The 14427-nt window shown below is 70.1% G+C and carries 14 protein-coding genes; 6 read left to right on the forward strand and 8 right to left on the reverse strand.

Translation table 11 applies throughout. The features are described from left to right. On the forward strand, nt 1-1111 hold a 1111-nt coding region (locus FGF04_RS18855), incomplete at its 5' end, for a globin domain-containing protein (RefSeq protein ID WP_235882392.1). A gap of 23 nt (nt 1112-1134) precedes the next feature. Here FGF04_RS18855 and FGF04_RS18860 read toward each other — a convergent pair. The 4 genes from FGF04_RS18860 to FGF04_RS18875 form a co-directional block, all read right to left on the reverse strand. Continuing rightward, nucleotides 1135-1617 (reverse strand): NUDIX domain-containing protein, encoded by a 483-nt coding sequence (locus tag FGF04_RS18860; protein ID WP_149512496.1) that lies wholly within the window; start codon nt 1615-1617, stop codon nt 1135-1137. A 79-nt stretch (nt 1618-1696) separates the two neighbouring features. After that, the gene (locus FGF04_RS18865; protein ID WP_149512497.1) at nt 1697-2599 is read right to left on the reverse strand and encodes a LysR family transcriptional regulator; all 903 of its coding nucleotides are present in this window, start codon (nt 2597-2599) and stop codon (nt 1697-1699) included. A gap of 216 nt (nt 2600-2815) precedes the next feature. After that, the gene (locus tag FGF04_RS18870; protein ID WP_149512498.1) at nt 2816-3955 is read right to left on the reverse strand and encodes a cystathionine gamma-lyase; all 1140 of its coding nucleotides are present in this window, start codon (nt 3953-3955) and stop codon (nt 2816-2818) included. 169 nt (nt 3956-4124) lie between these two features. Further along, complete coding sequence (locus FGF04_RS18875) at nt 4125-4502, reverse strand: phage holin family protein (RefSeq protein ID WP_149512499.1); 378 nt, start codon at nt 4500-4502, stop codon at nt 4125-4127. Between the two features lie 59 nt (nt 4503-4561). On the opposite strand from FGF04_RS18875, the gene FGF04_RS18880 reads away from it, so the two are divergent. The 4 genes from FGF04_RS18880 (at nt 4562) to FGF04_RS18895 (ending at nt 6834) form a co-directional block, all read left to right on the forward strand. Next, a complete protein-coding gene (locus FGF04_RS18880; RefSeq protein WP_149512500.1) occupies nt 4562-4879 on the forward strand; it encodes a cupin domain-containing protein in 318 nt (105 codons plus the stop codon). A 172-nt stretch (nt 4880-5051) separates the two neighbouring features. Next, on the forward strand, nt 5052-5264 hold the full coding sequence (locus FGF04_RS18885) for a DUF5326 family protein (RefSeq protein ID WP_149512501.1): 213 nt from the start codon (nt 5052-5054) through the stop codon (nt 5262-5264). 226 nt (nt 5265-5490) lie between these two features. After that, a complete protein-coding gene (locus FGF04_RS18890) occupies nt 5491-6294 on the forward strand; it encodes an IclR family transcriptional regulator (RefSeq protein WP_408055640.1) in 804 nt (267 codons plus the stop codon). Nucleotides 6295-6393: 99 nt separating this feature from the next. After that, nucleotides 6394-6834 carry an SsgA family sporulation/cell division regulator gene (locus tag FGF04_RS18895; RefSeq protein WP_149512502.1) on the forward strand — a complete coding sequence of 147 codons (441 nt, stop codon included), beginning with the start codon at nt 6394-6396 and terminating at the stop codon, nt 6832-6834. 10 nt (nt 6835-6844) lie between these two features. Here the strand turns inward: FGF04_RS18895 and FGF04_RS18900 are convergent, their stop codons facing one another. Next, a complete protein-coding gene (locus FGF04_RS18900) occupies nt 6845-8254 on the reverse strand; it encodes a YibE/F family protein (RefSeq protein ID WP_235882393.1) in 1410 nt (469 codons plus the stop codon). A 220-nt stretch (nt 8255-8474) separates the two neighbouring features. Between FGF04_RS18900 and thiC the strand changes: the two genes are divergently transcribed. Beyond that, nucleotides 8475-10268 (forward strand): phosphomethylpyrimidine synthase ThiC, encoded by a 1794-nt coding sequence (thiC, locus tag FGF04_RS18905; protein WP_149512503.1) that lies wholly within the window; start codon nt 8475-8477, stop codon nt 10266-10268. 123 nt (nt 10269-10391) lie between these two features. Here thiC and FGF04_RS18910 read toward each other — a convergent pair whose 3' ends face one another. The 3 genes from FGF04_RS18910 to FGF04_RS18925 form a co-directional block, all read right to left on the reverse strand. After that, nucleotides 10392-11264, reverse strand: a complete 873-nt coding sequence (locus tag FGF04_RS18910; protein ID WP_149512504.1) for a hypothetical protein — start codon at nt 11262-11264, stop codon at nt 10392-10394. A gap of 183 nt (nt 11265-11447) precedes the next feature. After that, nucleotides 11448-12701 carry a metallophosphoesterase gene (locus FGF04_RS18915; RefSeq protein ID WP_408055641.1) on the reverse strand — a complete coding sequence of 418 codons (1254 nt, stop codon included), beginning with the start codon at nt 12699-12701 and terminating at the stop codon, nt 11448-11450. Nucleotides 12702-12892: 191 nt separating this feature from the next. Then, nucleotides 12893-14005 carry a LacI family DNA-binding transcriptional regulator gene (locus FGF04_RS18925; protein ID WP_149512505.1) on the reverse strand — a complete coding sequence of 371 codons (1113 nt, stop codon included), beginning with the start codon at nt 14003-14005 and terminating at the stop codon, nt 12893-12895. Between the last annotated feature and the right edge of the window lie 422 nt (nt 14006-14427).

Below are 14427 nucleotides of genomic sequence, written 5' to 3' on the forward strand. Positions count from 1 at the left end.
ACCCGACGCCGTCCTCATCCGCCGCACCATGGACGAGGTGGCGCCCGTCGCCGACAAGGTCACCTCGTACTTCTACGCCCTGCTCTTCGTGCGCCACCCGGACCTGCGGCCGCTGTTCCCCGCCGCGATGGACGCCCAGCGGGACCGGCTGCTGAAAGCCCTGCTGACGGCGGCCGAGCACATCGACAACACCGAGATCCTGGTCACGTACCTGCAGAACCTCGGACGCGGTCACCGCAAGTACGGAACCCGTCCCGAGCACTACCCGGCCGTCGGGGAGTGCCTGCTCGGCGCGCTGAGCCGGTTCGCCGACAGGATCTGGGACGAGGAGACCGAGGCGGCCTGGGTCAGGGCGTACACGACGATCTCCCAGGTCATGATCGACGCGGCGGCCGCGGACGAGCTGCGCGCCCCGGCCTGGTGGTACGCCGAGGTGGTCTCGCACGACCTGCGGACCCCGGACGTCGCCGTCGTCACGGTCCGGACCGATCAGCCGTACCCCTTCCGCGCCGGGCAGTACACGAGCCTGGAGACCCCCTGGTGGCCCCGCGTCTGGCGGCACTACTCGTTCGCTTCCGCGCCCCGGTCCGACGGGCTGCTGTCGTTCCACGTGAAAGCGGTCGCGGCGGGCTGGGTCTCCAACGCGCTGGTGCACCGGGCCCGCCCCGGCGACATCCTCAGGCTCGGCCCGCCCGCCGGCTCGATGACCGTCGACCACACCACCGACAGCGGCCTGCTCTGCCTGGGCGGCGGCACGGGCATCGCCCCGATCAAGGCCCTGGTCGAGGACGTCGCCGAGCACGGCCACCGGCGCCCGGTCGAGGTCTTCTACGGTGCCCGAACCGATCACGACCTGTACGACATCGACACCATGCTCCGGCTCCAGCAGAGCCATTCCTGGCTCGCGGTGCGCCCGATCGTCGACCAGCAGGCGCATCTGCAGCTCCCCGACGCGGTACGCGAGTTCGGCCCGTGGAACGAGTACGACGCCTATCTCTCGGGTCCTCCCGGCATGATCCGCAACGGTGTGGACGCCCTCATGGACATCGGTGTCCCGCCGGAGCGGATCCGGCACGACGCGGTGGAGGATCTCGTCGCGCTACGGGGCTGACCCCGGTCTGCGGTGGCGGGCGGTCAGCCGAGGTCGGGCGCGTGCATCGCCCGCAGGCCCTCGATGTTCCCGTCGAGGTAGTGCCGCAGCGAGAGCGGTACGAGATGGACGGAGGCGATGCCCACCCGGGTGAAGGGGATCCGTACGATCTCGTACTCGCCGGTGGGCTCCTCGATCTCGGGGCCGTGGCGCAGCGCGGGATCCATGGACTCCAGGCGGCAGACGAAGAAGTGCTGCACCTTCACGCCGGTCGAACTGCTGTCCTCGCCGATGTGCTCGACGGTGTCGACGAAGCAGGGCACGACATCGGCGATCTTCGCGCCGAGCTCCTCGTCCACTTCACGGTGCAGCGCATCGACGACGGTGGCGTCCTCCGGCTCGACCCCGCCGCCCGGCGTCAGCCAGTAGGGATCGACTCCGGGCTTGGTCCGCTTGATCAGGATCAGGTCGTCGCCGTCCAGCAGGACAGCCCGGGCGGTGCGCTTGACCACGGGTCGGTCGGTCATGGGAGGAATGTGGCCCGGTTGGTTCCACGTGAAACATCGCCGCGCCGTCGAGGCGGAGCGCCTTTCTCCGGCTCCTCGCTCACGACCAGTCGGTGGCCGCGCGCGTCAGCCATTCGTGCGCCCGCGCGATGTGGGGCATGGCCAGTGTTCCGGTACGTACGACGAGGAAGTACGTACGCAGTGGAGGCACCGCGGGTTCGGTCAGCGCGACCACCTCGCCGCGCTCCAGGGCCGGTCCGCACAGATAGCGCGGCAGGACCGCGAGTCCCGCGCCGGTGATGGCGCAGGCGAGGACCGCGCGCAGGTCGGGGACGACGACGGTGCCCGACGCCGCGGGCAGGGAGTCGAAGACGGACGCCCAGTAGCGGGAGATGAAGGGCAGCGACTCGTGCACCTCCACCACGGGCAGGTTCTCCAGCGCGGGCGCGCCCAGGCGGCGCACCGTGTCGCAGCCGATGCGGGCGGCCCAGCGCGGGGCGGCGACCAGCACGTGTTCCTCGTCGCACAGCGCAGTCGCGGTGAGCAGGGGACCCCGGGGACGGGCCGTGCTGATGGCCAGATCGTGATGCCCCGCGGCCAGCCCTTCCAGCGTCTCCTCCGCGTTGCCGAAGGAGGCCCGCAGCGCGAAACCGTGGCCGTCGTCGATCGCCCCGGTCAGCGCGGGCAGCGCGCGTTCAGCGGTGAACTCCGGCGGCCCGGCGAGGTGGAGGGTGCGCAGGGAGGAGTCGGCATCGAGGCCGGTTTCGGCGATCTCCACCAGGGCGTCGAGGTGCGGAGCCGCCTTGTGGGCGAGTTCGTCGCCGATGGTGGTGGGGGTCACCCCGCGGGCCTGGCGCAGGAACAGGGGGCGGCCCAGCTGCCGTTCGAGTGTGCGGATCTGCGAGGTGACGGCCGGCTGGGAGAGGCCCAGCAGAGCGGCAGCCCGGGTGAAGGAGCCGGCCCGGTGCACGGTCACGAAGGTCCGCAGCAGGGCCAGGTCCATGGTGTCCCTTCATCGGCCGGCTTCCCCGGAAGCCACCAACTATAAATATGTCGATAGGCCCCTGTCGCTACCGTGATTGGACACTGACACAGAGTCAACTAGCCTTGTTCGCGCGGTTCTTCGCGCACGGAACCGGGGCGGTCCGAGCCACGAGGGGGGAGGCTCGGACCGTCCGTTCTGCGTATCCCCGCCACCGGCCGGGGAGTCGTTGGACGCTCAGCGCGCAGACGCCTCAAGTGCCTGCCGGAGGTCCGCCAGGAGGTCCTCCGGGTCCTCGGCGCCGACCGAGAACCGGATGAAGCCCTCCGGGACCGCGTCGCCGCCCCAGCGGCCGCGCCGCTCGGCGGTCGACCGCACGCCGCCGAAGCTGGTCGCGTCGTCCACCAGCCGCAGCGCGTCGAGGAAGCGGTCGGCACGCGCGCGGGTGGGCAGCGTGAACGACACCACGCAGCCGAAGCGCCTCATCTGCTGGGAGGCGATCTTGTGCGAGGGGTCGCCGGGCAGCCCCGGGTAGCGGACCCCGAGCTCCTCGGGCCAGTCCCGCAGCGCCTCGGCGACCAGCTGGGCGGTCGCGTCCTGCCGGTCCACGCGCATCTGCAGCGTGGCGAGCGAGCGGTGCGCGAGCCAGGCCTCCATGGGCCCCGGGATCGCCCCGACGAGCTTGCGCCAGCGCCGCACGGAGGCCATCGCGGAGGCGTCGCCCCCGGTGACGTATCCCAGGAGGACGTCACCGTGCCCGGTGAGCTGCTTGGTGCCGCTGGCCACGGAGAAGTCGGCGCCCAGCTCCAGCGGCCGCTGTCCGAGCGGGGTGGCCAGGGTGTTGTCGACCGCGACGAGGCAGCCACGCGCCCGGGCCGCCTCGACGAGCCGCCGCACGTCGCAGACGTCGAGCCCCGGGTTCGAGGGGGTCTCGATCCACAGCAGCTTCGCTCCGTCGAGGAGGTCGAGCTGGGCGTCGCCGCCGGTCGGCGCGGTGCGCACCTCGATCCCGTACGCCTCCAGCTGCCCGCGCACCAGCGGCAGGACCTGGTAGCCGTCGTCGGGCAGGACGACCGTGTCGCCCGCGCTCAGCTGGGAGAAGAGGACGGCCGAGATGGCGGCCATGCCGGAGGCGAAGACGAGCGTCTCCACGCCGTCGCGCCCCGGAGCCTCCAGCTCGCCGATGGCACGCTCCAGATGGGTCCAGGTCGGGTTCTCGTCGCGCCCGTAGGTGTAGGGGCCGGTGGGGTCGCCAGGAAGGTGGAAATGGGCCGCGAAGACCGGGCCCGGGAGGGTCGGCTCGTGCTTGACCGGCTCGGGCAGCCCCGCCCGCACGGCACGCGTGCCGTCACCCGCTCCCTGCTGAGAATTCGTCATGCTGCCTGTTCCTCCACTTGCTCGCGCACAGCGGCGAGCAGTCCTGCGCTCGCCGCCCTCCACCCTCTCAGGAGACTTCTCGAAACCGTCCGTCCCCCCACAAGAAGGACCCGGTACGCCGAGGCCGCCGCCGGTGCGCACGCGGTGCACGCGGCAGGTGGTCCGCCGTTCAGTCCCCGTCGGGGAGGACGACGTTCAGCGCCCAGGAGACGACCGAGACGATCAGCCCGCCCAGGACGGCGGTCCAGAACCCGTCGACGTGGAAGCTCAGGTCGAGTTTGTCCGCCAGCCATGAGGTCAGCAGCAGCATCAGGGCGTTGACCACGAGGGTGATCAGACCGAGCGTGAGGATGAACAGCGGGAAGGTGAGGACCTGCACGAGCGGCTTGACCAGGACGTTCACCAGTCCGAAGAGCAGCGCCACGAGCAGCAGGGTGCCGATCTCCTTGCCCCTGCTGTCACCGGTCAGGGTGATCTTGTCGAGCAGCCACACCGCCACCGCCAGGGCGCCCGCGTTGGCGATCGTCTTGACTACGAAATTCTTCATGTGTGTGATCGTGGCAGAAGAGACCGGACACGATCAGTGGGGCAGGGGCGGACAGGGCGATGAAGGCATTCCGGCTGGACGAACTGGAGGCGGAGCGCGCCGCCAACGACGGCGCGTACCTCCAGTTCCTGCGCGAGAAGAACATGTCGGTCGGCCTGTACGCGCTGGACGCGGGCACCCAGGACCCGCAGCAGCCCCACGGTCAGGACGAGGTGTACTTCGTCGTCAGCGGCCGGGCCGCGATCACCGTCGGGATGGAGACGACCCAGGTGGCGCGCGGCAGCGTCGTGTACGTACCCGCCGGGGTGGCGCACAAGTTCCACCACATCAGCGAGGATCTGCGCGTCCTCGTGGTCTTCTCTCCGCCCGAGAGCTGACGTCGGTCTCCGGGTTCCCTAGGGGAACGGTCAGGGGAGGACAAGGGGTGCGGGGCCCCCGCCGGCGTCCCGCCGCGCCTAGCATCGGGAACAGGACATGGGAGGCCCGTCGGCACTGCGGACGGGCAGGGGCAGCACCCGGTGACGGGCAGAGAGACGAGGGACAAGGGCGATGCGGGAGATCTTCGCGGGGATGCCGTGGTGGGTTAAGTGGGTCGCGGTGCCGGTCATCGCCCTGGTCGTGTTCGGCGGGCTGCTGGCGAGCGTCGTCGGCTTCGTGATCGGCCTGCTCTTCAAGCTGCTGGTGTTCGTGGCGCTGGTCGGCGGACTGATCTACGTCGTACGGAAGTTCATGTCGAGCTCCACCTCGCGCAGCGACTGGTAGGGCGCCGCGGACGGTGCCGGAAGCGACGGGCGCGGGGTACAGGCGTCGCCCCTGTGGGACGACGGTTCCCTCGGGTGGGGGAAGTTTTCGGCGCATGGCGTGAGGGATCGGTGGCAGACGGTTAAAGTCCGGAATTCGACGCGGGGTCGATCCTCGTGAGCGGCGTTCCGAACCCTCTCGTGAAACTCCAGCACGGGCGGCCCTCCTCGCGCTTCGGGAGTGACCCTTGGCCACGGTTGACACCGCGCCCGCAGGACCACGTACCTCCGTCTCCGCACCCCACCCCACCACCCTCATCGGCTCGGTGCGGCGGGCGATGCGTCTCCTGGAGTCGGTGGCGCGGCACGAGCACGGAGCGCCCGCCAAGCAACTGGCCCGCGAGGCCGGGCTGGCCCTCCCCACCGCCTACCACCTGCTGCGCACCCTGGCGCACGAGGGCTATCTGCGGCGCGAGAAGGGGCTGTTCTTCCTCGGCGAGGCGGCCGAGCGGCTGAGCGGCAGCGGGGCCGAGCAGAAACGTCGCAGCACGGTCGCCGACGCGCTGGGAAGCTGGCGGGACGTGATCGGCGCCCCGGTGTACTACGCGGTCTACCGCGACGGGGAGATCGAGGTGCAGTGCGTCGCCGACGCCCCCGGCAGCCCGGCGGTCGAGGAGTGGGCGGACTTCCGCGAGACGGGACACGCGCATGCGATCGGGCAGTGCCTGCTCTCCCAGCTCGACGACGAGGCGCGCAGGGACCACCTTGACCGCTACCCCGTGCGGACCCTCACGCCGTACACGGTGCGTGACGATTCCGCCCTGTTGCGCCGCCTCGAATCGATGCCGCGCATGCAGCCTGTGACCGAACATCAGGAGTATGCGCTCGGCACGGTCTGTGCCGCGATCCCGATCACCCTGGGCGATACGGCCGTCACGGTGGCCACCTCCATGCCCTCCCACCAGGCCGATCGGCTGTTACCGGCGGTGCGGCGGCTGCAGCGTGAGATCGGCGGCATGGTGGGGACGTTCGCACTCTCTATCAGCATCTGAAAACTCACTCCTTGTGATCTGGTGTACACGTTAAGCAAGATGCCAGAAGTGTTTAGGTGGGCGATTCCCGGCCATGGACGGCGAACGACGGGGCAGGCGATGCACGAGTCGGTAGTACAGGCAGAGGTCATGATGAGCTTCGTCGTCTCGGAGGAGCTTTCCTTCCGGATCCCGGTGGAGCTGCGTTACGAGACCTGCGATCCCTATGCCGTGCGTCTGACCTTCCATCTGCCGGGAGACGCCCCGGTGACCTGGGCCTTCGGCCGGGAGCTGCTGGTCGACGGAGTGGGCCGCCCGTGCGGGGACGGGGACGTGCACATCACCCCGGCGGACTCCGAGGGGTTCGGCGATGTGCTGATCCGGCTCCAGGTGGGCGCCGACCAGGCCCTGTTCCGCTGCGGTACGGCGCCCCTGCTGGCGTTCCTCGACCGCACGGACCGGCTGGTCCCGCTGGGGCAGGAGCGTTCCCTCGCCGACTTCGACACCCACCTGGACGACGTCCTGGACCGCATCCTGGCGGAGGAACAGAGCGCGGGGTGACGCGCGGGGTTCAGTGCTTGCGGCGGCGGCCGCTCCCGCCGCGCAGCGGCGTCCTCTGGCCGGACTGGGGCTGGGGCTGTGGCTGGGCCGGTGACGACTGGACGGGTGCGCTCCCGCCCGGGCGGTCCGCCGAGACCACGAGGGCCGCGAGAGCCGTCGTGACGGGCACCGAGGCGACCAGCCCGATCGACCCGACGAGCGTGCGCACGATCTCCTCGGCCACCAGTTCGCTGTTGGCCACCGTCCCCACGCTGCTCTGCGCGATCGAGAAGAGCAGCAGCAGGGGGAGCGCCGCGCCGGCGTAAGCCAGGACGAGCGTGTTGACGACGGACGCGATGTGGTCGCGTCCGATGCGGATGCCCGCCCGGTACAACCCCCGCCAGCCCATCGTGGGGTTGGCCTCGTGGAGCTCCCAGACCGCGGACGTCTGCGTCACCGTGACGTCGTCGAGCACGCCGAGCGAGCCGATGATGACCCCCGCGAGCAGCAGACCGCTCATGTCGATGGACGGGTAGAGCCCGTGGATCAGGCCGGTGTTGTCGTCGGTGTTGCCCGTCAGCGCGGCCCAGTCGATGAACAGCGAGCCGAGCAGCCCGATCAGCAGCAGGGACAGCAGGGTGCCCAGCACCGCGACCGAGGTGCGGGCGGAGAGACCGTGGCACATGTAGAGCGCGATCAGCATGATGGCACTTGCCCCGACCACCGCCACGACCAGCGGGTTCGACCCCTGCAGGATCGCGGGCAGGATGAAGAACGTCAGGATCATGAAGCTGACGGCCAGCGCGATCAGCGCCATGACGCCGCGCATCCGGCCCACCACGACCACGGCGAGGGCGAAGATTCCGGCGAGCAGCACCATCGGGAGCTTGCGGTTCACGTCGGTGACCGAGTACTGCAACTCCTCGGGGGCGTCGGGCGCGTACGCCACGATCACCTCCTGGCCCTGCTTCAACTGCCGTGAGGAGTCCGGCTGGACGATCTCCGTGAAGGTGCGGCCCTTGTCCTTGCCGCTGTCGATCCGGACCGTCGCCTTCTTGCAGGTCCCCGAAGCCTGCTGCTGCGCGGAGGAGCCCTCGGCCGTCGAGGTGTCGCCGGTCGGGGTCCCGCCCGAGGCGTTCACGGACTTGCAGTCGACCTCGTCGACCTCGGTCACGGTGGCCTGCTGCGTCTGCCGGTCGAAACCCACACCCGTGCGCTCGTGTCCGGGAGCGCCGCCGGGCCAGAGCACCGCGAGACCGACCACGACCGCCGCGGCGAAGGGGATCAGGACCGCGGCGATGATCTTGCGCAGATGTGCGGAGACAGGCGCCGCGGGACCATGGCTGTGCGAGTGCCCGTGCCCACCGTCGGACGGTCCTTCGTGGCCGTGTCCGTGAGGCGGTCCGGACGGCGGAAGTGGGGGCTGTTGCGTCGTGGTCACCGACCGATCATCGCAAGAACGGAAGGGGCCCACTGTTCACCGCGCCCATTGTGACGCTAGCGTGGAAGCACCTTTGCACACGCGGGAGCTCGGAGCACCGGGCTGAGAGGGCGCTGACCTCCGTATCCGCGATGTTTCACGTGGAACATCGCCGGACGGAAAACGCTGCGTCGACCGCCGAACCTGTTACCGGGTAATGCCGGCGTAGGGAGTAGGTCTCATGACCAACAAGGACGTACGCACGCCTGCCTCCAGTCAGACGGACGAGGCCGGGAAGTCCATCGGCTGGCACAAGGCGTATGTCGCGGGCTCGCGCCCCGACCTGCGGGTGCCGGTCCGCCAGGTGCACCTCACCAACGGCCGGTCGGTCACGCTGTACGACACCTCCGGCCCGTACACCGATCCGGCCGTCGACACCGACGTACGCAGGGGTCTGGCGCCCCTGCGCGACAACTGGATCATCTCCCGCGGGGACACCGAGGAGTATCCGGGCCGCCCCCTGCGTCCCGAGGACGACGGGATCAGGCACACCTCCCCGCGCGGTGGGCTGCGCAACCTCGACGCGGTCTTCCCCGGGCGTCCGCGCCTGCCGCGCAGGAGCCGTGACGGGCAGGCGGTCACGCAACTCGCGTACGCGAGGCGGGGAGAGGTCACCTCGGAGATGGAGTACGTGGCCATCCGGGAGAACGTGAGCCCCGAGGTCGTCCGCGAGGAGATCGCGGCGGGCCGGGCCGTGCTGCCGGCCAACGTCAACCACCCGGAGATCGAGCCGATGATCATCGGCAAGCGGTTCCTGGTGAAGGTCAACGCCAACATCGGCAACTCCGCCGTCACCTCATCCATCGAGGAGGAGGTCGAGAAGATGACCTGGGCGACGCGCTGGGGCGCCGACACGGTCATGGACCTCTCGACCGGCCGCAACATCCACACCACGCGGGAGTGGGTGCTGCGCAACTCCCCCGTGCCCATCGGGACGGTTCCGCTCTACCAGGCGCTGGAGAAGGTCGACGGGCGTGCCGAGGAGCTCACCTGGGAGATCTACAAGGACACGGTGATCGAGCAGGCCGAGCAGGGGGTGGACTACATGACGGTCCACGCGGGTGTGCGGCTGCCGTACGTCCCGCTGACCGCCAACCGCAAGACCGGCATCGTCTCGCGCGGCGGCTCGATCATGGCGGCATGGTGCCTGGCGCACCACAAGGAGTCGTTCCTCTACGAGCACTTCGAGGACCTCTGCGAGATCCTCGCCGCGTACGACGTCACGTACTCGCTCGGGGACGGACTGCGGCCCGGCTCGATCGCGGACGCGAACGACGCGGCGCAGTTCGCGGAGCTGCGCACGCTCGGGGAACTCAACAAGGTCGCGAAGCGCTTCGGCGTGCAGACCATGATCGAGGGCCCGGGGCACGTCCCGATGCACAAGATCAAGGAGAACATCGACCTCCAGCAGGAGATCTGCGACGAGGCCCCGTTCTACACGCTCGGCCCGCTGACGACGGACGTCGCCCCGGCGTACGACCACATCACCTCCGGCATCGGTGCCGCGATGATCGCCTGGTGGGGCACGGCGATGCTCTGCTACGTCACGCCCAAGGAGCACCTGGGCCTGCCGAACCGCGACGACGTCAAGACGGGCGTCATCACCTACAAGATCGCGGCCCATGCGGCGGACCTCGCCAAGGGGCACCCCGGTGCACAGGAGTGGGACGACGCGTTGTCGGACGCCCGTTTCGAGTTCCGCTGGGAGGACCAGTTCAACCTGGCGCTGGATCCCGACACGGCCCGGGAGTTCCACGACGAGACCCTGCCGGCCGAGCCGGCCAAGACGGCGCACTTCTGCTCCATGTGCGGACCGAAGTTCTGCTCGATGAAGATCAGCCACAGCATCAACGAGCAGTTCGGCGGTACGGCGGACGCGGGGGCCACGCCCCAGGAGGTCGCCGACGGGATGCTCCAGAAGTCCAAGGAGTTCGCCGCCGCGGGCAACAGGGTCTACCTGCCGCTGGCCGACTGAACCCGGCCCGCAGATAGGCCGGACGGGGTCCGTCGGCGGACCCCGTCCGGCCTATCTGCGCGGGGCGCAAAAAAGATCGACGACGGGTTTCCGTCGTCGATCCGTTGTGCGGGGCTGCGTTCCTCACTCAGGAGCGTGCTCCGGTCCTCCGAAGTCCGGACTGCTGAAGTCCGGGCTTGAGTAGCTCGGACGGGGGCCCGCCTCCGGGCCGCCGTCGGGGCTGCTGAACCCCGGCCGGTTGTAGCCGAGCTGCGGGATCCGGCTGGTCGGCGCCGACGGTTTCGCACGGCCGAGGGCCGCGGCGCCCGGATCGGCGAGGGCCTCCCTGAGGAACGGCATGATGCCGTGCTCCAGGAGCGCGTCGTGCCAGGCCTGCCTGGCACGTTCCACCTCCTCGCCCCGCTCGCCGTGCGCACCGGCCTGGAGCGAGCTGTCGCCGTTGCGCAGGGCGGTGAGCAGCAGACCGACCGCGGCCACCAGGATCGAGGCGGCGGTGATGGCGCCGAACACCCACCCGGTGGTGAGGAGGGTCTGCGCGATGCCCGGCTGGGGGTCGAGCATGCGCAGGACGTAGCCGACGAGCAGGAATATCACCGCGGCCGTGCCGGCCAGGACGGGAGCGAGCACCGCGACGACCGCGGCGGCGCCGGCGCCTGCGGTCTCGGCGACCTCGCCCATGGTGGTGGCGAGCCCCACCGCGCTCGTCCCCGGATCCGTCGGGCTGGAGGATCCTTCGCGGACGGGAGGGGTGGACGGCGCCGGACGGCGCAGTTCCTCGCGGACCTTCACGTAGTGCTGGTACTCGGTCGCTGCGGCCGCCGTGATGAGGGCGGTGGCGTTCAACGCCATCGTGCGCAGCTGTTCGGTGTTGAGCCGCTGACCGACAGCGGCGAGTTCCGGGCGGTGTGGTGCGGAGCGCAGCGCCTCGTCGAGGATCCGCTCGTACGCGTGGCGGTCCTCGCTCAGCAGGTGCTGCGGAACGCTGTTCATGTGCATCCCCCGATGCTCCGTAGGGCTTGGGGCTCGGCATGCTGACGAGCCGTCGGGCAGAAACGGAGGGGAGCCTGCTACGGATAAGCCGATGGTAGAGCGGCGAAGGCACAGGGTGACAGGGGGTTTCCAGAATTTGCCCCCGGACGCCACGTGTCCTTCATCCGGGGACGTGTGCCCCGTGAATGCTCAACCATCCAGCGGAAGTTGCTGGACCAGCAGTTTTCCGGCCATGGTCACGCCGCCGTCCATCGCGATGGCGAGTTTGTCGGCGTACACGTGCGGTTCCTCGACCACGGGGGCCGACGACTCCCCGCCGTCCTCCGAGCCGACGTCGCCCCGGAGGTACGGGATGGGGCTGTGGCCGTGGACGATGCGCGAACCGCCGTACGTCTCCAGCAGGGAGCGCGCCGCCTGCGCGCCGCCGTCGTCGCGGAACGCGAAGCGCTTGGTGAACTTGCGGAAGAGGTCCCAGCACTCGTCCGGGTCATTGCGGGTGAGCGCTTCCCGGATGGTGTCGTTGACCGCTTCGATGGAGTCGCCGTAGTCGAGGTAGGCGGTGGTGTCGGAGTGCACCAGGAGGTGCCCGTCCGCCAGTTCCATCGCGTCGAGGCGGGCCATCCACTGCAGATGGTGGTCCTGGAGGCGCTCCATGTCGGTCTTCTGGCCGCCGTTGAGCAGCCAGGCGGCCTGGAAGGTGGCGGTTCCGGCACCGGAGTTGACCGGGGTGTCCCCGAACCGCCTGGCGCCGAGCAGCAGTAGCTCGTGGTTGCCCAGCAGCGCCTTGCAGTAACCGCCGGCCGCGGCGGCCTCGGCCGACAGCCGCATCACGAGGTCGATGACACCGATGCCGTCGGGGCCGCGGTCGGTGAAGTCACCGAGGAACCAGAGCCTGGAGGTCCCGGCCGCCCAGCGGCCCTCGGCGTCGATGAGCCCCTTCTCGCGCAGTGCGGCGAGGAGCTCGTCGAGGTACCCGTGCACGTCACCGACGACGTAGAGCGGCCCCGGGCCCTCGTCGGGCTGCACCGGCTGCGTGGCCTCGGGGTCGACCGTCACCTGAACCGTGTCACCGCGGTTGATGACCGGCAGATCGCGCTCCGTCGGCGTGTAGCCCTCCGGGACCTCGGCCGGGACGCGGCCCTCGTCGTGCGGCGGTCGACCCGCGTAGGTGCCCGGCTGGACGTACGGCTCGGCGGGCGCGGTGTACGGGTCCGCCGCCTGGTCGTACGGGTCTGCCGTCTGGTCGTACGGATCCGCGGGCCGGTCGTACGGCGCGGCGGCGTGGTCGTACGGGTCGCCGGGCCCGTCGTACGGCCCGGGCGGCTGCGGGTGAGGTCCGGGCGACTGCGCGTACGGACCGGCATCGTGGACGTACGCCGGCACGCGGAAGTCGCGCACCGTCGGCGTCCGCATCTCGGGTCCCTGACCGGCCCCCTGAGTCATCGACCCCTCCACCACCATCGCGCCGCATCTGCACCGCGTCGGACTGCCTGGTCGCAGCGGCCCGCGGTGTCGTCCGCCCATCATAGGAATGCGGATCGCGCCATGTGATGACCCAGGGGTGGTGAATCGGAGCGGAACCCCAGTTCACCGTGGTTTTCTCCCGAATTGGGAGGGCCTTTCCGCGTGGGAGGTCACCCCTCCTCCGGAGACCTCGGCGGACTGACGGTCGTCCGGGGCGGCCGTCGCTCGGAGGAGGTGCGCACGATCAGCTCCGTCGGTATCACCTGCTCGACCGGTTGGTCCGTTTCGATCCCCTCGATGGCGTCGATGAGGAGCTGCACCACGGCCGTGCCGATCCGGCGCGGTTTGAGCGAGAGCGTCGTGACGGGCGGTTCGGTGTTGGCGTAGACGGTGGACTCGCTGCAACAGACGAGCAGCAGGTCCTCCGGTACGCGTAGTCCGTAGCGCCGGGCCGCCGCGAGGAGGTCGGTGCCGTTCGGGTCGAAGAGCCCGTAGACGGCGTCGGGCCGGTCGGGCCGGGCGAGCAGCCGGTCGGCCGCGACGGCTCCCGCGCACGGATCGTGCGCGGGATAGGCCTCGTAGACCGGATCCTGGCCCACCCGCTCGCACCAGCGCAGGTACGCGGCTGTGGAGAGGTTCGTGTACGTGTCCGTGGTCGTCCCCGTCAGCAGCCCGATCCGGCGGGCCCCGGCGTCGGCCAGGTGGTCGAGGATGCCCAGGACCGCGGCCTCGTGGTCGTTGTCCACCCAGGCGGTCACCGGCAGGGAGCCGGCCGGGCGGCCGTCCGAGACCACCGGTAATCCCTGGCGGACCAGTTCGCTGACGACCGGGTCCTGGTCGGAGGGGTCGATGACGACCGTTCCGTCCAGGGCCACGTTCGACCACACGTCGTGGCGCGAGGTCGCGGGGAGGATGACCAGGGCGTAGCCCCGGGCGAGCGCGGCCGAGGTGGCGGCTCTGGCCATCTCCGCGAAGTACGCGAACTCCGTGAAGGTGAAGGGTTCGTCCCCGTACGTCGTCACGGTCAGGCCGATGAGGCCGGACTTGCCGGTGCGGAGCGTCCGGGCCGCGGCGGAGGGGCGGTAGCCCAGCCGGTCGGCGACCTCGCGGACATGGCGTCTTGTGGCGTCCGGAAGCCGGCCCTTGCCGTTGAGGGCGTCGGAGACCGTCGTGATGGAGACTCCGGCGGCCGCGGCCACGTCTCTGATGCCCGCCCGGCCCGGCCGGCTTCCTCGGCGGGAGGTATCCGACCGGCTCACCTGGTGCTTCCCTGCTGCTGTCATGGCGAGCCGATAGTAGGGCTCATGCGGTGGGGTAGTGCGGACGCATATGCACGCGTTGACAGGCACGTTTCTGCATGGTCATACATACTCAACTCCCTTGGAAAGCAAGGGCGTTGAAGGATTCAATGGCAGTACGTCACTTGTCGGCGCGCATGAGCCTGCCAAATGAGCCATGTTTCGAAGAGGTCTCAACTCACCTGCACGAGGGATGCGCGCCACGGCGTGAGCCACCGGCGCGGGCCCGGACGTGCGGCGCGCCCCCTCATTCGTACGCCTTCGTGCGGTGATGCCGGGAGTGCGCACAGCGGATGGCCGGTTCCGGTGGGCTGGGCGCCGCCGACGGGCGGACGGGTCCCGGCGGGCAGGTCGGTCCCGGCCGTACGCAGCGGCGGCGAATCCTCTTAAGGTGAGCAGTATTGGCA

It is taken from the genome of Streptomyces apricus (genome assembly GCF_008369065.1).
GTDB lineage: Bacteria > Actinomycetota > Actinomycetes > Streptomycetales > Streptomycetaceae > Streptomyces > Streptomyces apricus.

Bases quoted from the DNA above. Each gene is read 5' to 3' on its own strand.
- FGF04_RS18910 (WP_149512504.1), bottom strand. From the start codon at position 11,264: ATGCACATGAACAGCGTTCCGCAGCACCTGCTGAGCGAGGACCGCCAC.
- FGF04_RS18885 (WP_149512501.1), top strand. From the start codon at position 5,052: ATGCGGGAGATCTTCGCGGGGATGCCGTGGTGGGTTAAGTGGGTCGCG.
- FGF04_RS18870 (WP_149512498.1), bottom strand. From the start codon at position 3,955: ATGACGAATTCTCAGCAGGGAGCGGGTGACGGCACGCGTGCCGTGCGG.
- FGF04_RS18895 (WP_149512502.1), top strand. From the start codon at position 6,394: ATGCACGAGTCGGTAGTACAGGCAGAGGTCATGATGAGCTTCGTCGTC.
- FGF04_RS18915 (WP_408055641.1), bottom strand. From the start codon at position 12,701: ATGACTCAGGGGGCCGGTCAGGGACCCGAGATGCGGACGCCGACGGTG.
- FGF04_RS18880 (WP_149512500.1), top strand. From the start codon at position 4,562: ATGAAGGCATTCCGGCTGGACGAACTGGAGGCGGAGCGCGCCGCCAAC.
- FGF04_RS18865 (WP_149512497.1), bottom strand. From the start codon at position 2,599: ATGGACCTGGCCCTGCTGCGGACCTTCGTGACCGTGCACCGGGCCGGC.
- FGF04_RS18860 (WP_149512496.1), bottom strand. From the start codon at position 1,617: ATGACCGACCGACCCGTGGTCAAGCGCACCGCCCGGGCTGTCCTGCTG.
- thiC (WP_149512503.1), top strand. From the start codon at position 8,475: ATGACCAACAAGGACGTACGCACGCCTGCCTCCAGTCAGACGGACGAG.
- FGF04_RS18875 (WP_149512499.1), bottom strand. From the start codon at position 4,502: ATGAAGAATTTCGTAGTCAAGACGATCGCCAACGCGGGCGCCCTGGCG.
- FGF04_RS18925 (WP_149512505.1), bottom strand. From the start codon at position 14,005: ATGACAGCAGCAGGGAAGCACCAGGTGAGCCGGTCGGATACCTCCCGC.